The sequence below is a fragment of the Actinophytocola sp. genome (assembly GCF_050699935.1).
GTDB lineage: Bacteria > Actinomycetota > Actinomycetes > Mycobacteriales > Pseudonocardiaceae > Actinophytocola.
Map to the genome: position 1 here is coordinate 1 of NZ_JBOHGB010000144.1, position 18,205 is coordinate 18,205.

Sequence of the window (18,205 nt, forward strand, 5' to 3'; positions counted from 1 at the left end):
GCGGTCGCCCGCACGTAGCTGACCAGCGCGGCGAACCCGCGGCGGCCGGCCACGTCCACGCGGTCGCGGACCCGCCGCGGGGCGGCGCGCGTGACGAAGGTCCAGATGCCCGGGCCGTCGTGGAGGAAGAAGATCAGCACGAACACCGTGAGCAGCAGGCCGGTGAGGATCTCGCCGATCGTCGTGGCGGTGGTGATCGCGCCCGCGGTGATCGCCGCCTGGTTCTCCTCGATCGCGCCGATCGCGTCGTCGAGGAACGTCTGGATCTGCGAGTCACGCAGGTGCAGCGGGCCGGTGGTCAGCCAGTCACGGATCTGGTCGAGGCTGTCCGAGACCTGTTGCTGCAGCTGGGGAAGCCCGTCGGTGAACGTGATGATCACGAACGTGATCAGGCCGCCGACGAGCGCGATGCCCGCGACCATCACGATCGCGGAGGCCAGCCACCGCGGCATGCCCAGCTTCGCCAGCCGGTCCACCCCCGGCGCCATCAACGCGGCCAGCAGCAGGGCGATCGCGATCGGCACGAGCACGTGCGCGAAGTAGCCCGCCAGCCACACGATGGCGTACAGCGCGGCGATCACCACGATGAACCGCCAGGACATCGCCGCGCTCACCCGCAGTCCGGTGGGCACCAGCTCGGTCACGTCGGCCGGGGGCGTGCGCGGGGTCTTTCGCTCGCGGCGAGTTCTGGTCACCTCTGAACGTTATCGAGCGACTCGGACATCCGGCAGGCGATCAGGTGGTCGGCGGCCACGAAGTCCGGCTGAAATTCGGCTGAAGTCCGGCTGTGGACAGGTTTGCGCCCGCGGGTGCCTCCTCCTGTGCTGACTACGAATCGTGAGCTGTGGACACACGCTGTGTTCGTCACACGATCAGGGGGTTCAGCCGTGTTGAACGTGCGATTCGGGCCGGCGCGGTGAAAACCTCACTGCTGCACGGCCCGCCGCAACAGACGTGATCGCAACGAGTGCGCGACGTTCGCGGCGGAGCTCTCCCAACCCAGGCGAGGATTCTTGGTGGATCAGGCGACCAGCACTGCTCGGGACACGGCTGCGTTCGCGCGGCGCGTCGTCCTGCGCACGCTGACGGTCGTGGGCGGCGCCGCCGCCGGAACCGCCCTCGCCTGGTGCCTGTCCACCGCGGGCGCGTCGGCCGACACCGCCACGCCGGAGCCCGAGATCCCGGTCGTTCGCACGATCGTCTCGCCGGTCACCGGCGCGGTGGAGACCGCGCTCAGGCCCGCGCTGGAACCCGTCGCCGACCGCCTCCAGGACCCGCCGCCGCACGCCGTCGAGAAGCTCGGTGAGCGGGTCAAGCGGGCGGCGGACACATTCCGTGGGCACGCCGAGGACCAGCTGCCCCAGTGCGTCGACCCGCTGTGCGGGATCGAGCACGTCGGTCGCAGCGAGGCGCCGGCGCCGGGTGACGACGCCGGCCTCGGCCGCTCCGACAGTCCGTCACCCGCGCCGGTCGCCACACCCCGGGCCGCCGGCAAGGTGACGACCCCGGGCGTCGACCCGGACGCGACGTCCGAGCGCACCGCGACCGGTCGCGCCTACGCGGACGGCATGCCCCGGCGTGGCTCACCAGCGCCGGGCATGCCGTCCCTCCCCGAGCTCCCCACCTGGCCGGCGCCGCTCGCTCCCGCCGCGCCGGCCCCGGGCCACGGCTGCGCCGGCAACCCGGTCGACTCGTCGCTGTTCGCGGCGCTGCCGTGGCAGGACCGCATGCCCGCGCTCGTGCGCGGCCTGACGGTGCCCGCCACCGAGGTGACCACCCCCGGGCGCGCCGGCGCCCAGCCCGGCGTCACCCCTGACTGAGTAAGCGGCGCGACCGGCCGAGCCCCGAGTGCTCGTGCCCGGTGCACCGCCGCCTCGAAACGGTCCGGTGCCGCGCCAATCCACCGCGGGTTCATCCCCGCCCTCCCGACCCGGGTGGTCGACTGCCCCGGCGCGTCCCACGTCGACGCGCCCGACCACCCGCCAAACCCCCAGAGGAATACGAAAGGAGCATCACACGATGCAAACCTGGGCCAGGCGAGGTCTCCAGACCGCGCTAGTCACGGGTGGTTTGCTGATGCTGGGCACCGGCATCGCTTCTGCCGACGAGGACGTCAACCCCGACCGGCCGGCATCGCCGCTCGACGGGTCTGTGCGCGTCCCCGTCCACCTCGACAACAATGCGCTCGGCACGCCGTTGGGCCAGAAGAACCTGCCGCCGGTCGACAAGGAGATCCGGCTCGACGCGACCGAGCTGACCGCCTCCGTGCCGATGGCCGGGAAGGCCGCCCCGGCGCTCGACACCGCGGTGAACACGGCGACCGGCACCGCCGCGCCGGTCACCGACAAGGTCGGCGACCGGGCGAACCCGTTGCTGGGCAAGGTCGAGCAGCAGGCGCGGCCGGTCCTCGACAAGGCCAAGCCGCTGACCGACAAGCTCGGCGCCGCGACGGCCGAGCGTGGACTCCCCGCCGTACCGGCGATCCCGACGATGGCCGTGCCGACGACGGACGGCGCGCTCGCGGGCAACCGGGTCGACGGCGATCTGGTCGTGCCGGTCGACATCTCCGGCAACGCGATCGCCCTCCTCGGCCAGGCCGAGGTGGACAACGACTCCGCCCAGTCCTACAGCGACTCGGAGTCCGTCGTGACCAACGGCGCGGGCGGGTTCCTGGCCGGCAACGTGGTCGACCTCGACTGGGCGCTGCCGGTGCAGATCACCGGCAACGCGATCGCCGGCGCCGGTCACGCCAGCTCCACCAGCACCGCCACGCAGGACACCTTCGTCACGAGCGACGTCACCACCGACGGCAGCGGCGGCGTCCTGGCCGGCAACGTGCTGGCCGGCCACTGGGCCACGCCGCTGCAGGTCACCGGCAACGCGATCGCCGGCGCCGGTCACTCGGAGAGCGACTCGACCGCCGACACGAACGCCACGGCCGGCGGCACCGTCCTCACCACCGGCGCGGACAGCCTCGGCTCCGGCAACATCGGCGCCGCGCCGGTCGCCACCCCGGTCGAGGCCAACGGCAACGCGATCGCCGGCGCGGGCAGCGCGGACGCTACGTCCGTGTCCTCCGCGACCGCCATGGCCGGCGCGCTGCGCAAGGGCCTCTACGGCGTGCCGACCTACCTCGAGACCAACGGCGACCCGGCCGTGGGCGCGGGCAACGTCGTCGCGCCCGCGGTGAGCGGGCCGGCGCTGCTCTGCGGTGACGCCGGCGCGGCCGTCGGCACCGCGACGGCGGACTGCACGAGCGACAGCACGACGACGGCCGGCGGCACCACCCGCAGCACGGGCGAGGGCTCGGTGCTGTCCGGTAGCACGGCGGCCGCCCCGGTCGCGGTGCCCGTCGAGGGCTTCGGCAACGCGGCGACCGGTGTCGGCACCGCCGACGCGATCGCCGACAACACCGTCGACTCCACCGCCGGCGGCGACTCCTACACCCGCGGGCACGACAGCCTGGCCTCGGGTGCCGTCGCCTCCGTCTCACCGGCCGGGCCGGTCGACGTGTTCGGCAACGCCGCCGCGGGTGCGGGCAGCGCGGGCGCGGACGCGACGCAGGACGCCGTCGTCGGCACGAGCGGCCACACCGGCACGACCGGTGACGACTCGGTAGGCGGCGGGAACCTGGCCACCGTCCCGGTCGCCACCCCGGTCGAGACCTTCGGCAACGTCGCCGGCGCGGTCGGCGGCGCGGAGGCCACCGCGTCGGAGACCAAGGTGACGTCCTCGGGCGGCGGCAGCAACACCGACGACCCCAACGGCGTGCTCGCGTCGAACAACCTGACCGCCCCCGTGGCGGGCGCGGCGCAGGCGTTCGGCAACGGCGGCGGCGCGGTGGCGTTCACCGACGCCGAGGCGACCACGGACAACGAGGTCGTCGCCGGCGGCGACGCGAACGCCACCGGCACCGGCGGCGCGGGCTCGGGCAACATCGGGCAGGTCCCGGTCTCGATCCCCGCGCAGGTCTTCGGCACCGGCGCGAGCGCGCTGGCCGGTGGCGAGCAGACCGCGATGAACGACAGCACCCTGACCGCGGGCGGCGATGCCCACAGCGACGGCCAGGGCGGCCTGCTCGCCGGCAACGTGGTGTCCGGCCCGGTCGGCTCGGCCGCGCAGGCGTTCGGCGAGTCGGCCGCGGCGCTGGGTGTCAACGAGTCCGACGCGTCGTCCACCACGTCGTCCGACGCGGGTGGTGACGTCCACACCGACGGCACCGCGGGCCTCGGCACGGGCAACGTCGTCAGTCCCCAGGCGCTGCCGGTGGCGCAGAGCTTCGCTGCCGTGGCTTCCGGGGTCGGCGGGGTCAACTCGTCCATGGCGGACAACACGTCGTTCGCCACCTCCGGCGGTGACATCGACACCGCGGGCGACGGTGGCTTCCTGGCCGGCAACCTGGTCGACGTGCCCGCGGGCGCTGTCGCGCAGCCGTTCGGCGACGCGGTCGCGGCGGTCGCGAGCGACTCCGCGGCGTACGGCGACAACGTCAGCGGCAACTCCGTCGGCGGCACGTCCACCACGAGCGGCCAGGCGGGCTCGCTGTCCGGCATCGACGGCACGATCCCGGTCGGCGCCAACGCGCCGGTCTACGACGTGCCGGTCGAGGTGCTCGCGCAGGCGTTCACCGACTCGACCAACCTCAGCTACCTGTCGGTCGGCGAAGAGTCGGCGCAGCTGGACTTCCCGGTCAACGGCGGCGGCATGTCGGCGACCGAGGTGCCCTCGCTGGTGTCGGGTCGCTCGATGCAGCGCGACCACGACGTGCCCTTCGCCGGCGTGTTCAGCGGCGTGCTCGACGGGTTCGCCGGCGGGATGGCCGGCGTGCCCGGGAAGGACCAGGTGACCGCGGTCGCGAACACGGTGTCCGGGGCGGGCGAGTACCACGTGCTCCCCCACCCGCTCCCGGGTGCGCGCTCGGACGTCCCGTTCGGCGCCGGTGACCTGCCGCTGGGTGACCTGCCGCTCGGTGACCTGCCGCTGGGTGACCTGCCGCTCGGTGACCTGCCGCTCGGTGACCTGCCGCTGGGTGACCTGCCGCTCGGTGACCTGCCGCTGGACGGCAACCCGCTGGCGGACGTGCCGGCCGGCGACCTGGCCGACGTGTCCGACCTGGCCGACGTTCCGGCTGTGCCCGCTGTTCCAGCGGTTCCGGCGGTTCCCGCCGAACTGCCCGCGACCGGTGATCTGACCGGCGGGCTGCCCGCGACCGGTGATCTGACCGGCGGGCTGCCCGCGACCGGTGACCTGACCGACGTGTCCGACGTGACCGCCGGGCTGCCGGCCGCGGGTGACCTCACCGCGGTGACGACCCAGCTGCCCGCCGTCCCCGCGGTGCCCGAGGTCGCCGAGCCGACCGTCGAGCTGCCGAGCGTGCCGGCCGTGCCGGCCGTGGGCGACGTCGACGCCACGGAGATCGTGCCCACCGTGCCCTCGGTCGGCGCTCTCCCCGAGGTGCCGGACCCGTCGCTGAACACGATGCCGTTCGAGTCGCCGGCTCTGTCCGGGCTGGACACCGCGTCCACCCTGGACGACGCCTCGCTGTCCGCCACCCGGGCGGCGCTGGCCAACCTGTTCACCTTCCACCCGATCGCCTGATCGGATCCGGTGAACGAGGGCCCGGGAGCCACCCGCTCCCGGGCCCTCGCTCGTCCGGCGACCGACATCAGGTCAGCTCGTCGCTTGACGCGAGGCCGCGCCGCGTCAGGAGGTCGACGCTGAGGTCCCACAGCTTGCGTGCGACTGCCGGGTCCTGGGAGAGCGGGCTCGGCCGGGCGGGGCGGCCGTTGGCGAAGTAGCCGCCGCTGGTCGTCGTGACCTCGGGTGCGGTGGCGAGGTACACCGTTGTCTGGGCGGCTTTGGCGGGGGAGGTCTGGAAGGGGCGCGTGACCGTGAGGAAGAGGCGGAACAGTCCCGTCGTGTGCCGGCCGAGGTTGGTGCGCACGAATCCCGGGTCCGCGGCGTTGGCCGTCACGCCGGTTCCGTGAGCGCGTCGCGCGAGTTCCGACACGAACAGCACGGTGAGCAGTTTGGTCGTCGTGTACATCCGGATGTGGTTGAAGTCGGTGCCGGTGGGCAACGCGTCCAGGTCGAGGTGCTTGACGTGGGCGTGGTTCGACGATGACAGGGCGACGATCCGCGCGGGTGCGGAGCTGGTGAGCAACGGCAGCAGCAGGTGCGTCAGCAGGAATCCGGACAGGTAGTTCGTGGCGAAGTTGGTTTCGAACCCGTCGGGGCCGAGCTCACGCCGAGTCCGAACCTCGGCGGCGTTGAGGATGAGGCCGTCGAGGCGGGTGGTGTGTCGCAGTACCTGCTCGGCCAGCGACCGCACCTGCCTCATGTCCGACAGGTCGGCGACCACGACCTCGAGGTCGGCCTTCGGGGTCCGTGCTCTGATCGCGGACGCGGCGGCATGACCGCTGTCGGCCGACCGGGCGCCGAGCAGGACGCGTGTGTCGCGGGTGGCCAGCTGCGCGGCGCTGGCGTGGCCCACGCCGCTGGTCGCTCCGGTCACCAGATAGACGGGCTTTTGGTCATGATTCATGTCTGTCATGGCTCATGTATATCATGGCGTATGATGATCGCATGAAGGGTGAGACCGGCAATCAGCTGTCGTTCGAGACCGGGACCGGCTACCTGCTCGCCCGGCTCGGCTCGCTGGCCGAGCGAAGCTGGATCGGCATGCTGCGTCGCCACAACCTGACACCGACCCAACACGCGGTCCTGCGGGCACTGCGCGAACGCGGCCCGTTGGGACAGCAGGCCCTCAGCCGTCTCGTCGCCGTCGATCCCAGAAACGTGGTGCCCATCCTCGACGGCCTGGCTGACCAGCACATGATCGACCGCCACGTCGACCCCTCGGACCGGCGGCGACGCGTCATCACCCTCACCGGAACCGGCCGTTCGGCAGCCGACGAGCTGGCGAAGTCGGCGGCGGACATCGAAGCTGACTTCCTCCGTGGCCTCGGCCCCGCCGACCAGGCCGCGCTCAACCGGCTACTCCGAGCGCTGCACGCCTCGCTGACCGCGTAACCGCGGCGCACTAGCCCTGGGCCAGGTCCGCGAAGCGGGAGTAGTGCAGCTGGTGCGCCACGGTGACGGTGGTCGTCGGGCCGGCGCGGTGCTTCGCCAGGATCAGGTCGGCCTCGCCGGCCCGGGGGTCGTCCCGCTCCCAGGCGTCCGGGCGGTGGATCAGGATCACCATGTCGGCGTCCTGCTCCAGCGAGCCGGACTCGCGCAGGTCGGCCAGCATCGGGCGCTTGTCGGTGCGCTGCTCGGGGCCGCGGTTCAGCTGGCTGATCGCCACCACCGGCACCTCGAGCTCCTTGGCCAGCAGCTTGAGCTGCCGGGAGAACTCCGACACCTCCTGCTGGCGGGACTCGACGCGCTTGCCCGACGTCATCAGCTGCATGTAGTCGACGACGAGCAGCTTCAGGTCGTGGCGCTGCTTGAGCCGCCGGGCCTTCGCGCGGATCTCCATCATCGTCAGGTTCGGCGAGTCGTCCACGAACAGCGGCGCCTCGCTGACCTCGCTCATCCGCCGGGCCAGCCGGGTCCAGTCGTCGTCGGTCATCCGGCCGCCGCGCATGTCGGCGAGGCGGATCTTGGCCTCGGCGGAGAGCATGCGCATGACGATCTCGGTACGGCTCATCTCCAGCGAGAAGATCACGCTGGTCATCCCGTTGCGCACCGAGCACGACCGGCAGAAGTCGAGCCCCAGCGTCGACTTACCGATGCCCGGGCGGGCCGCCACGATGACCATCTGGCCGGGATGCAGGCCGTTGGTGACCGCGTCCAGGTCCTCGAAGCCGGTCGGCACGCCGAGGGACGAGCCGCCGCGCGAGGCGATGGCGTCGATCTCGTCCATGGTCGGCTGCAGCAGCTCCTCGAGCGCGACGTAGTCCTCGCTCATCCGCCGCTCGGTGACCTCGTAGATCGACGACTGCGCGCGGTCGACGACCTCGTTGACGTCCGCGCCGTCGGCGCCCGCGTAGCCGAGCTGCACGATCCGCGTGCCCGCCTCGACGAGCCGGCGCAGGATGGCCTTCTCCGCGACGATCTCCGCGTAGTACCCGGCGTTCGCGGCCGTCGGCACGGTGGCGATCAGCGTGTGCAGGTACGGCGCGCCGCCCACCCGGCGCAGCTCCCCGCGCCGCTCCAGCTCGGCCGACACCGTGACCGCGTCGGCCGGCTCGCCGCGGCCGTACAGGTCGAGCACGCAGTCGTACACCGCCTGGTGTGCCGGTCGGTAGAAGTCGCCGGGGCGCAGCACCTCGACGACGTCCGCGATGGCGTCCTTCGACAGCATCATGCCGCCGAGCACGCTCTGCTCCGCGGCGAGATCCTGGGGCGGTTGCCGGTCGAGCGCGCCTTCCGCGGGGGCGGCCGCGGGCGGACGGTCATCGGTCAACGCCACCGAGAACCCCTCCTCGAAAATCGCACGGGTGTTCGATACTACACGCTAGGCAACCACGATGCGGGCGTAAAGAACCCCAGGATCACTGGCGTGTCGCCGCCGCCCCAGCCATCCGTTGTGCCTACGTAGAGCGAGGAACCTCGCGAGAGGTTAGAGGTCGCGATCGCGCCGTGCCAAACCTCGCTGGGGACGCTTCTGTGGACAAGCTGGGGATGCCTGAGGGCAACGAACCACAGGCCCCTTCTCCGCTGGGGACAACCTGTGGACAGCTTGATCAACGAGAGATAAAGTCCCTGCTTAGGGCCTGTGTACAGGTTGTGGAAAAACTAACCGCTTCGGGTCCGGCGTGTCGTGCCGAACCGCCTCGTCGGCGTGTCGTCGAAGGCACCCTCTGGCGGGTTAACCCACATGTGGACAACTCGGCGCACGACAACAGCCCCGTGCCGGACTCGGGTGAGCCTGGCACGGGGCTGAGGCGAGAGGAGTTACTCTCCGTCAGGTCAGCCGGCGGTGACGTCGACCTTGAACGCCGCGGTGACGTCGGGGTGCAGCCGCACGCTGACGGAGTGCTTGCCGACGGTCTTGATGTGACCGGACAGCTCGATGGTGCGCTTGTCGAGCACCGGGCCGCCGGCCGCCTTGACCGCCGTGACGATGTCGGTCGTGGTGACCGACCCGAACAGCTTGCCGGACGCGGCGGCGGCCTTGGCCCGCAGCGGTACCGGGTCGATGCTCTCGAGCGCGGCCTTGACCTCCTGCGCGTGGTCCAGACCCCGGATCTCCCGCGACTGCTGTGCGCGGCGGATGGTCTGCACCTGCTTCTCCGCGCCCTTGGTGGCGATGATCGCCAACCTGCGCGGCAGCAGGAAGTTGCGCCCGTAGCCGTCCTTGACCTCGACGATGTCGCCCGGCCCACCGAGGCCGGACACGTCGGCGGTGAGGATGAGTTTCATCGGCGGACTCCTGATCAGCGCGCGGTCGAGGTGTAGGGCAGCAGGGCCATCTCCCGCGCGTTCTTCACCGCGATGGCGACATCGCGCTGGTGCTGGCTGCAGTTGCCGGTGACCCGGCGGGCACGGATCTTGCCGCGGTCGGAGATGTACTTCCGGAGCAGCGTGGTGTCCTTGTAGTCGATCGGCTGCGCGTCGGACTTCTTCGACTTGCAGAACACGCAAACCTTCTTCTTGGGCTTGCGAATGGGTGGCTTGGCCACGATTGGTCTCCCGAATCAGTCAGTCAGTGGACGGTCAGAACGGCGGCTCGTCGCTGAACCCGCCGCCGGAGGAGCCGGCGGGCGGCGCGGAGCCCCACGGGTCGTCGGCGGGTGCGCCGCCGCCGGAGCCGCCGAAGCCGCCCCCGCCGCTGCCGCGACTCACCTTGTTGACCTTCGCGGTGGCGTACCGCAGCGACGGACCGATCTCGTCGACCTCGAGCTCGACGACGGTGCGCTTCTCGCCCTCACGGGTCTCGAAGGAGCGCTGCTTGAGCCGGCCGCTGACGATGACGCGGGCGCCGCGGGTGAGCGACTCGGCCACGTTCTCGGCGGACTGCCGCCAGATGCTGCACCGCAGGAAAAGTGCCTCGCCGTCCTTCCATTCGCCGCTCTGGCGGTCGAACATGCGGGGCGTCGAGGCGACGGTGAAGTTGGCGACCGCGGCGCCGGACTGCGTGAACCGCAGCTCCGGATCGGCGGTCAGGTTGCCAATCACAGTGATAACAGTGTCGCCAGCCATTTGCTGTACCTCCCGGTCTCAGGCCCCCGCGGGGTCGCGCCGCAGGACTTTAGTCCGCAGCACCGACTCTTGAAGGCCGAGCTGGCGGTCCAGCTCCTTCACCGCGTCCGGATCCGCGTTCACGTCGAGCACCGCGTAGATGCCCTCGGTCTGCTTCTTGATCTCGAACGACAACCGACGCTTGCCCCACACGTCCACCTTCTCCACGTTGCCGCCCGAGGTGCGGATGACGTTGAGGAAGGTGTCCAGGGACGGCGCGACCGTGCGCTCGTCGAGAGTGGGATCGAGGATGACCATGACCTCGTAATGACGCATGAAGACCACTCACCTCCTGTGGACTCGGCGGCCACGGGCTCTCCGTGGCAGGAGGGGTCTTGCGAGATACAGGCTACAGGGCCGCGGCCGGTGCCCGGCGCAGCACCCAGGTCCGTACGAGCGCGGCGGTGACCACGGACAGCGCGAGCACCGCGAGCAGCACCGGCAGGGCGATCTTCTGGCCCTCGGGCGGCGTCAGCGCCTCGGCGCGGCCGGCGGCCTGCACGCCGTCGCCCTTGTGGTCGGCGCCGAGGATGCCGAACTCCGGCGTGTAGCCCGGCACGTTCCCGCCGTAGCGCACGCCCGGCGCGGGCGCGAACAGGCCGGCCCGCGCGTACGGGACCGAGCCGTAGTCGGCCATCGGCCAGCGGCCGAAGTTCGACAGGCCCGGCTGGTAGAGCGACCAGCCACCCGGCTGGTAACCGCCGATCGGCGGCTGGTTCGGGCGCGGCATGGCGCCCGGGCCACCCGGCCCGTTCCCGCCTCCGGGCAGTTCGGCACCGGGGCCACCGCCGCCGGGCGCGGTGCCGCCGGGGACCAGGGCGCCGACCACCTTCTCCGAGGTGTCCGCGACGGCCTTCGTGCCGTCCTGCACCGGGGCCGCGGCCGTGTTCGCCACATTGACGACGATGCCGCAGCCGGACGAGAGCACGCCCTGCACGCCGGAGACGACCTGGCCGAGCACGCCACCGATGAGCGGGATGGTCCGGATGGCCGACCTGATGCGCGGCACGGCGGCCGCGGCGATCGTGCCGCCGGAGATCGAGGTGTCGGCGGCCGGCAGAGTGCCCAGCGGGATGTTGCCCATACTCGACACGCGGGCGCTGACCTGGCTGACGAGACCGGGGCCGATCAGCGGCACGGCGCGGACCACGTTGAGCACCGGGTCCAGCACGGCGGCCGGGCTCAGCGCGAGCGGCGTGCCCGGCTCGCCGGAGACCGTCGTGGAGCAGTCGCCGACCACGATGGGCTGCGCGGCGCTCGCGGTGCCGCCCGCGACGAAGCCGGTGGCGGAGAGTCCGAGCGCGAGTGCGGCCGCCGCGACGACACCTCGCACACGCCCTCGCATGTTGTCCTCCCGCTCACACACCGGTGGGCCACGCACCTACCGGACCTAACGAAGGTAACCCGCCCCGGTGACGGTGACCAGGCGAATCAATTCTGTGTACCGGGTCGACCCGCCCGGGGTAGGCCGACTGGCGTAGCCGACCGCGGGCGGGCAGTCCCGTTTGCGTCGGACCTGGCGACTACGCTCGCGGTTCATGAGCATCGGCGCCCACATCCACAGCGACGACCCGCTCGGCGCCGCGCGCGAGCGAGATGCGGATGTCGTTCAGTTCTTCCTCGGCGACCCGCAGAGCTGGAAGGCGCAGCCGCCGCACCCGCAGGCCGACGCGCTGCGCGAGGCCGGCATCGACGTGTTCGTCCACTCGCCGTACCCGGTCAACATCGCCTCCACCAACAACCGCATCCGGATCCCCTCGCGCAAGACGGTCACCCAGTACGCCGAGTCGGCCGCCGCCACCGGCGCGAAGGGCCTCATCGTCCACGGCGGGCACGTGATCCAGGGTGAGGACCCGGCCCAGGGCCTCGTCAACTGGCGCAAGTTCTTCGAGCGGACGTCGGACGCGGGCGGCTTCCCGCTGCCGATCCTCATCGAGAACACCGCGGGCGGCGACAACGCGATGGCCCGCAAGTTCGACATGCTGGCCCGCCTGTGGGACCAGGTCGGCGAGTTCGGCGCCGGCTTCTGCCTCGACACGTGTCACGCGCACGCGGCGGGCGAGGACCTGTCCGGCATCGTCGACCGGGTCAGGGCCATCACCGGCCGCATCGACCTGGTGCACCTGAACAGCTCCCGCGACGAGTTCGACTCCGCCCGGGACCGCCATGCGAACATCAAGAATGGCATGATCGATCCCGAGCTGCTGGCAGCCGTCGCGAAGGAGGCGGGCTCGCCGGTCGTGGTGGAGACCCCGGCCGAAGGTCAGGCGGAGGACATCGCGTTCCTGCGCGAGGCCACGGGGCGGTGAGCACCCTGCCGGCCGGCGCGGCGGCGGAGGAGAGGAACTCGTCAGGGATGGCGGACGGCCCGATGTCCGAGGAGGTCCTGGGCGAGAACCCGCCCCGCGGGCGCACCGCCGGCACGGCCGCCCGGTTCGGCTCGCTCGCCCTGATCCTGCTCGTGCTGCTCTGCGGCGTCACGCTCGTGCTCGGCTTCCTCAACAAGGACCGGTGCACCGGCCCGGAGTTCGACGAGCTCGGCCGCAGCGGCCCCGAGTACGACAAGCGCAGCAAGCAGGACGTCTGCTACTCCGACATCCAGTTCCTGTGGATCGGCCGGGACATCGACCGGCACGTGTTCCCCTACGTCGACGGCAAGCTCACCGAGGACGGCCAGCCGGTCGGTGGCGTGGTCGAGTACCCGGTGCTGACGGGCGTGTTCATCTGGGCCTCGGCGCTGCTCGCGAACACCGACGCCCAGTTCCTGCTGCTCTCCGCGCTGGTGCTGGCGCCCTTCGGCCTGGTCACCGCGTGGTTGCTCGGCAAGCTGGCCCGGTGGCGGGCGCTGCTGTGGGCGATCGGCCCACCGCTGATCATGTACGCCTTCCACAACTGGGAGCTCCCGGTCGTGCTGTGCGCGGTGGCGGCGGTCTACGTCGTGCACCGCGGCTGGGGCAAGGCCGGCGCCGACCGCCCGCTCCTGGTCCGCGCCACGGCGGCGGCCATGCTGCTCGGGCTCGGGTTCGCGTTCAAGGTGTACCCGGCGATCTTCGTGCTGCCCCTGATGCTCTACGTGCTCACGGGCGGGCGCGGCGGCCGTGAGTTCGCCGGGACCCGGACCGCGCTGGACTGGCTCGGGGCGGTCCGGGTGGGCGCGGTCGCGCTCGGCACGGCGATCGTCGTGAACGTGCCGATCGCGCTGGCCGGGTTCGAGGGGCTCAAGGCGTCGTTCACCTTCCAGCTGCAGCGCAAGGCCGACATCACGACGAACTCGATCTGGTTCTGGGGCCTGCGGCCGGACTCCGACCCGGACAACGAGTCGGTGCAGGCGCTGATCAGCGTGCTGTCGCCGACGCTCATGCTGGCGTCGTTCGTGATCGCGTGCGCGCTCGGCTGGCGGCGCTACCTGAAGCAGGGCACATACCCGTGGGTCGCGGTGTCCGCGGCGATGCTGTGCGGGTTCCTGTTGCTGCACAAGGTGCACTCGCCGCAGTACACGCTCTGGCTCGTGCCGATGTTCGTGCTGCTGCGGATCAACTGGGGCTGGATCCTCGCGTACCTCCTGGCCGACCTCGCGATGGGCGTCGGCATCTTCCGCTGGTACTACGAGATCTTCTACGGCAAGCACGGCGGCATCTACGACGGGCTGGCCGCGCAGGCGGTCATGGTCGGCGTCTGGGGCAGGGCGGCGCTGCTCGTGGGCCTGTTCTATGCCTTCCTGGTCGCGAGATCCACTGTGGACGACGATCCGCCGCCGGCAGGTACGGACCGACCGCCCGACCGAGACGCCACCGTCGCGACCTGACCACCTCCGTCAGATGGCCGCCGGCTTCGCGTTCTCGGGTGGCTTCTCCGGCGGTGGGGTGCGGCGGAAACCGGTCACCAGCAGGGTGAGCCGGTCCGGCGCGCCGTCCAGCACGCCCCCGCCCGGGTCGTCGAGCGGGGTATCACCCCCACCGCGGCGGACCAGGTCGCGTGCCGGGTGGTAGATCTCGTACACCACGAGCACGCACAGGGCGATCACCACGAGGTCGCGCAGGACCACGAACGACAGGAACCAGTCGATCGGCAGGCCCTTCTTGTCGTCGCCCAGGTAGAACGCCATCCGCGGCGCCCACACCAGCGCGTCGACCACCATCCACGCCAGCAGGATCCGCCAGCGCGGCACGGCCAGCACCGCGAGCGGCACGAGCCACAGCGAGTACTGCGGGCTCCACACCTTGTTCGTCAGCAGGAACGTCGCCACCACGAGGAAGCACAGCTGCGCCAGCCGCGGCCGCACCGGGGCCTGCAGCGCGATGAACGCGACGCCGGCACAGCACAGGAGGAACAGCAGCGCACTGACCCCGTTGAGCCACACCGGGGTCTCCTGGAAGCCGAGCGGTCCGTCGAAGCCCGCCCAACCGGTGAACTGGCTGACCACGTTGTACAGCGAGTCCGGGTCCGCGGCGCGCAGGCTGTTGCGGTGGAAGAACTCCCACCACCCGCGTGGGAACGCGAACATGATCGGCACGTTGACCGCGGCCCAGGCCAGAATCGCGGCGAGCGCGGTCCTCGCCCAGTCCCGGGTCCTGCCCGCGCGCAGGCACAGCACCAGCAGCGGACCCAGCAGGAACAGCGGATAGAGCTTGGCCGCCCCACCCAGGCCCAGCAGGATGCCGGCGAGCACGGGTCTCCTCCTCGCCCAGGCGAGCAGGCCGGTGGCCGCGAACGCGGTGGCCAGCGTGTCGAAGTTGGTGAACGCGTGCACCATCAGCAGCGGGGAGGCCGCGATGAGCGCCGCGTCCCACGGGCGTAGTCGCGCCGTTCTCGCCACCGCCCAGATCGTCACGAGCCAGGCGAGCGCGAGCCAGAAGGCGGAGATGTCGAAGAAGATCGTCACCGGTATGCCGGTGGGTAGCCAGCCGGCGTCGGCGATCGCCAGCCAGCCGTCGGCCAGCTTCGCGTTGACCCACTGGAACATCCCGGTCAGCACGGGGTACTCCATATACCGGACGTGCGCGGTCGGCTTGCCCTCGTCGTCGACCCAGCTCGTCTGGTACGGGAAGCCGCCCGTGTTGAGCCGCTCCGCCGAGTACAGCGGGATGATGTCCGAGTAGCACATGGCGGTGAACGGCCGGTTCGACCGCCAGTCGAGCTCGAGCTCCTTCGTGCCCTCGTTGAAGTACTGCTGGACGCACGCCGCCTTGCCGAACCAGCCGATCGCGAGCCCGATCACCGCGAGCAGCAGCGCCACCCGAAGCGGTGTCCAGAACCAGTGCCGGCCGATCGCCGCGTGCCGGCCGAGCGGACCGCCGATGGGCGCGCTGGCCGCGGTCGCGAGCGGCTCGGTCCAGGTCGGCACCACGCGCTGCGCCGGGGTCAGCGTCGCCGTGTCGCCGGCCGCTCCGTCCGCACCCTCCGAAGCGCCGACGACCCCGCCGTCGCGCCCGGCGGCGCGATCATCGGCGGGGTCGTCGCGACCTGGGGGATCGGTTTCGCCGGGCACGCGGCGATGCTACGGGGCGTCGGCCGGTGCCCGGCGAACTACCTCAGCCTCCGATCGGGAAGGGGAGGGACGGTTCTTCGGGCGGTGGTGTGTTGCTCGGCTCCTCCGGGTCGTCGCCGTCGCCGCTTCCGTCACCGTCACCGTCGCCGTCGTCGTTGCCGTCGCCGTTCCCGTTGCCGTCGTCGTTGCCGTTCCCGTTGCCGTCGTCGTTGCCGTTCCCGTCGCCGTTCCCGTTGTTGTCGTCGCGGTCGTCGTCGCGGTTCTCGTCCTCGTCCTCGTCGTCGGGCTCCTCCGACACGCGGTAGTCCTCGCCGATCGGCTCGAACGGGCCGAACTGCTCGGCTGGGAGCTTCTCGTGATACAGCTCCATGAACTCTTCCCAGATCTCGCCCGGCAACCCGCTGCCGTACACGATGCCGCCGTCGCCGTTGCGCAGCGGCATCTGTTTGCCGTTCGGCTTCTCGGCGCCCATGGACACGGCCGTGGAGATCTGCGGCGTGTAGCCGACCATCCACGCCTTCGAGTTGTCCTCGGTGGCACCGAACTGGTGCGTGCCGGTCTTGCCCGCGCACGGGCGGTCCTGCGCGCACTCCAGGTCGGAGAACTCGATCACCGGCTCGAGCGACTCGGTGACGTTGCGGGCGATCTGGCTGTTCTTGTCCTCGTCGGGGTCGAAGGCCCGCTTCTCCTCCGGCTGTACCTTCTTGACCACCCCGCCGTCCGGCCAGAGGACCTCGGAGACGAGGTACGGCTTGCGGTACATGCCGTCCGCGGCGAACGTCGCGTACGCCGAGGCCATCTCCAGCGTCGTCACCCGCGTGTCGCCACCGCCGATGGCGATGTTGCCGTCCGGCGGGGTGTCGGCGTCCTTCTCGCCGTTCAAGTCGGAGGTGATGCCGGCCTGGCGCGCGGCGGAGAGCACCTTGTTGGTGCCGACATCGTTCACCGCGATGTCGTAGAACACCGTGTTGATGGATCGCCGCATCGCCTCGGCGACCGTGCACTGCTCACCGCAGGACTCGCCGCCGGCGTTGCGCACCGGCGACTTGCGGCCGTCGAACGTCCGCTCGTTCGTGCCGTCGTAGGTCTCCCCAAGGCCCTTGCCCTTCTCGAGCAGCGCGACGAGGTCGAACGGTTTGAACGAGGAGCCCGGCTCCTGCGGCGTCGCCGCCCAGTCCAGGCCGACGCCGTTCGACCCGCCGTAGTAGGCGCGCACCGCGCCGCTCTTCGGGTCGACCGCCACGAGCGCCGGCCGGATGTTCTTCGGCTCGTCCCCCATCACTTTCCTGACCGACGCCTCGGCCATCTTCTGCGCGCGCGGGTCGATCGTGGTCTTGACCGTGTAGCCCTTCTGGAAGAGCTCGTCCTCCGTGATGCCGTACCGGCTGTCGAGCTCCCTGATCACCGCGTTCTTGATGTGCGCCCTGGCGCCGGTGATGGAGTCCGGGCGCGAGTCCTCCACGTCGGACATGGTCGGGAACTCCGCGTTCGCGCGCTCCTGTGCCGGGAACCAGCCGTTGGCGACCATCTGGTCCATCACGTAGTTCCAGCGCCGCTCCATGTAGTCCTGCTCGTCGTACCGGCTGGGGTTCTGGATCATGCCGGCGAGCAGAGCGGCCTCGGAAGCCGAGATCTCCTCAAGCGGCTTGTTGAAGTAGGCCTGGGCGGCGGCGGAGACGCCGTAGGCGCTGCGGCCGAAGTAGACCGTGTTGAGGTAGGCCGTGATGATGTCTTCCTTGGGATAGGTGTTGTTCATCTTGTAGGCCGTGACCACCTCGAGCGCCTTGCGCGTGACGGTCTTCTCCTCTTTGCCGGTGGCCTTCTTCACGTACTGCTGGGTGATCGTCGAGCCGCCGCCCTCGCCACCGGAGAGCTGGTTCCACCCGGCCCGCAGCACACCGCCGATGTCGAAGCCGGGGTTGGTCTCGAAGTCGGCGTCCTCGGCGGCGTACACCGCGTGCAGGACGGTCTCCGGGATGTCCTCGTACTTGACGAGGGTTCGGTTCTCGCCGCCCTGCGGAACCACCTTCCCCATGGGCTTCCCGTTCGCGAACTGCAGCGTGACGACCTGGCCCTGCTGCTGGCGGACCGACTCCGGCGAGGGAACCTCGACAAGCTGGTAGGCGATGAAGAACGCCACCATCGGGCCGATGATCATCAGCGCGGTGCCCACGTAGGCCGTCCGGCGTACCCGGCGCCAGATCTTCCTGCGGCGACGGTGGCGCTGTTCCTCGGTGAGCGGGGTCTGCGCGCCGGTGAGCAGGCGTGGGTCGTAGTCCTCGTCGTCGTAGGAGTCGTCGTCGTAGTCGAGCTCGCGGTGGGTCAGCAGCTCCGGCTCCGGGCCGGTGAAGCCGTGCACGGGGGGCAGGTGCTCGGTCGGCCCGTCCGGGATCCCGCCCGGACGGGGGCGATCGCCCGGGCCGCTCGGACGCGACGTGCCGGCCGGACGCGGGTGGACCACGCGTGTCGACTGGCCGGCCGGTGAGCGGGCGCCGTTCGAGCCGGGCCGCGCCGGCGGCTCCTCGGTCG

The 18,205-nt window shown here is 71.2% G+C and carries 15 protein-coding genes; 5 read left to right on the forward strand and 10 right to left on the reverse strand.

The features are described from left to right. Window positions 1-602, reverse strand: a 602-nt coding sequence (locus tag ACRDTB_RS30955; RefSeq protein ID WP_431435742.1) for an AI-2E family transporter, incomplete at its 3' end; no start/stop codon positions are given. Between the two features lie 414 nt (window positions 603-1,016). On the opposite strand from ACRDTB_RS30955, the gene ACRDTB_RS30960 reads away from it, so the two are divergent. Next, window positions 1,017-1,820, forward strand: coding sequence for a hypothetical protein (locus ACRDTB_RS30960; protein WP_431435728.1), 804 nt, complete (start codon window positions 1,017-1,019; stop codon window positions 1,818-1,820). Window positions 1,821-2,076: 256 nt separating this feature from the next. After that, window positions 2,077-5,598, forward strand: coding sequence for a hypothetical protein (locus ACRDTB_RS30965; protein ID WP_431435729.1), 3,522 nt, complete (start codon window positions 2,077-2,079; stop codon window positions 5,596-5,598). Between the two features lie 67 nt (window positions 5,599-5,665). Here the strand turns inward: ACRDTB_RS30965 and ACRDTB_RS30970 are convergent, their stop codons facing one another. Beyond that, window positions 5,666-6,553, reverse strand: coding sequence for an SDR family NAD(P)-dependent oxidoreductase (locus ACRDTB_RS30970; protein WP_431435730.1), 888 nt, complete (start codon window positions 6,551-6,553; stop codon window positions 5,666-5,668). A gap of 32 nt (window positions 6,554-6,585) precedes the next feature. Here ACRDTB_RS30970 and ACRDTB_RS30975 point away from each other — a divergent pair, with 32 nt between their 5' ends. Next, window positions 6,586-7,032: a MarR family winged helix-turn-helix transcriptional regulator gene (locus ACRDTB_RS30975; protein WP_431435731.1), complete on the forward strand. Its 447-nt coding sequence runs from the start codon at window positions 6,586-6,588 to the stop codon at window positions 7,030-7,032. 10 nt (window positions 7,033-7,042) lie between these two features. On the opposite strand, the gene dnaB is transcribed toward ACRDTB_RS30975, so the two are convergent. From dnaB to ACRDTB_RS31005, 6 genes are all read right to left on the reverse strand, one after another. Next, window positions 7,043-8,416, reverse strand: coding sequence for a replicative DNA helicase (dnaB, locus tag ACRDTB_RS30980; RefSeq protein WP_431435733.1), 1,374 nt, complete (start codon window positions 8,414-8,416; stop codon window positions 7,043-7,045). 500 nt (window positions 8,417-8,916) lie between these two features. Continuing rightward, window positions 8,917-9,369, reverse strand: a complete 453-nt coding sequence (gene rplI, locus ACRDTB_RS30985) for a 50S ribosomal protein L9 (protein ID WP_431435734.1) — start codon at window positions 9,367-9,369, stop codon at window positions 8,917-8,919. A gap of 14 nt (window positions 9,370-9,383) precedes the next feature. Further along, window positions 9,384-9,629: a 30S ribosomal protein S18 gene (gene rpsR / locus ACRDTB_RS30990; protein ID WP_431435735.1), complete on the reverse strand. Its 246-nt coding sequence runs from the start codon at window positions 9,627-9,629 to the stop codon at window positions 9,384-9,386. Between the two features lie 34 nt (window positions 9,630-9,663). Continuing rightward, entirely contained in the window at window positions 9,664-10,149 is a 486-nt protein-coding gene (locus ACRDTB_RS30995; protein ID WP_431435736.1) for a single-stranded DNA-binding protein, read from the reverse strand. Window positions 10,150-10,167: 18 nt separating this feature from the next. Then, window positions 10,168-10,464, reverse strand: coding sequence for a 30S ribosomal protein S6 (gene rpsF / locus ACRDTB_RS31000; RefSeq protein ID WP_431435737.1), 297 nt, complete (start codon window positions 10,462-10,464; stop codon window positions 10,168-10,170). 73 nt (window positions 10,465-10,537) lie between these two features. Next, window positions 10,538-11,533, reverse strand: a complete 996-nt coding sequence (locus ACRDTB_RS31005; RefSeq protein ID WP_431435738.1) for a hypothetical protein — start codon at window positions 11,531-11,533, stop codon at window positions 10,538-10,540. Between the two features lie 193 nt (window positions 11,534-11,726). On the opposite strand from ACRDTB_RS31005, the gene ACRDTB_RS31010 reads away from it, so the two are divergent. Then, the gene (locus tag ACRDTB_RS31010) at window positions 11,727-12,497 is read left to right on the forward strand and encodes a deoxyribonuclease IV (protein ID WP_431435739.1); all 771 of its coding nucleotides are present in this window, start codon (window positions 11,727-11,729) and stop codon (window positions 12,495-12,497) included. Beyond that, window positions 12,494-13,993 (forward strand): glycosyltransferase family 87 protein, encoded by a 1,500-nt coding sequence (locus ACRDTB_RS31015; protein WP_431435740.1) that lies wholly within the window; start codon window positions 12,494-12,496, stop codon window positions 13,991-13,993. Before ACRDTB_RS31010 ends, ACRDTB_RS31015 begins: the two co-directional genes overlap by 4 nt. Before the next feature lie 9 nt (window positions 13,994-14,002). On the opposite strand, the gene ACRDTB_RS31020 is transcribed toward ACRDTB_RS31015, so the two are convergent. Continuing rightward, a complete protein-coding gene (locus ACRDTB_RS31020) occupies window positions 14,003-15,535 on the reverse strand; it encodes a glycosyltransferase family 87 protein (RefSeq protein ID WP_431435743.1) in 1,533 nt (510 codons plus the stop codon). A 184-nt stretch (window positions 15,536-15,719) separates the two neighbouring features. Beyond that, window positions 15,720-18,205: transglycosylase domain-containing protein (locus tag ACRDTB_RS31025; protein WP_431435741.1), on the reverse strand; the 2,486-nt coding region annotated here is incomplete at its 5' end.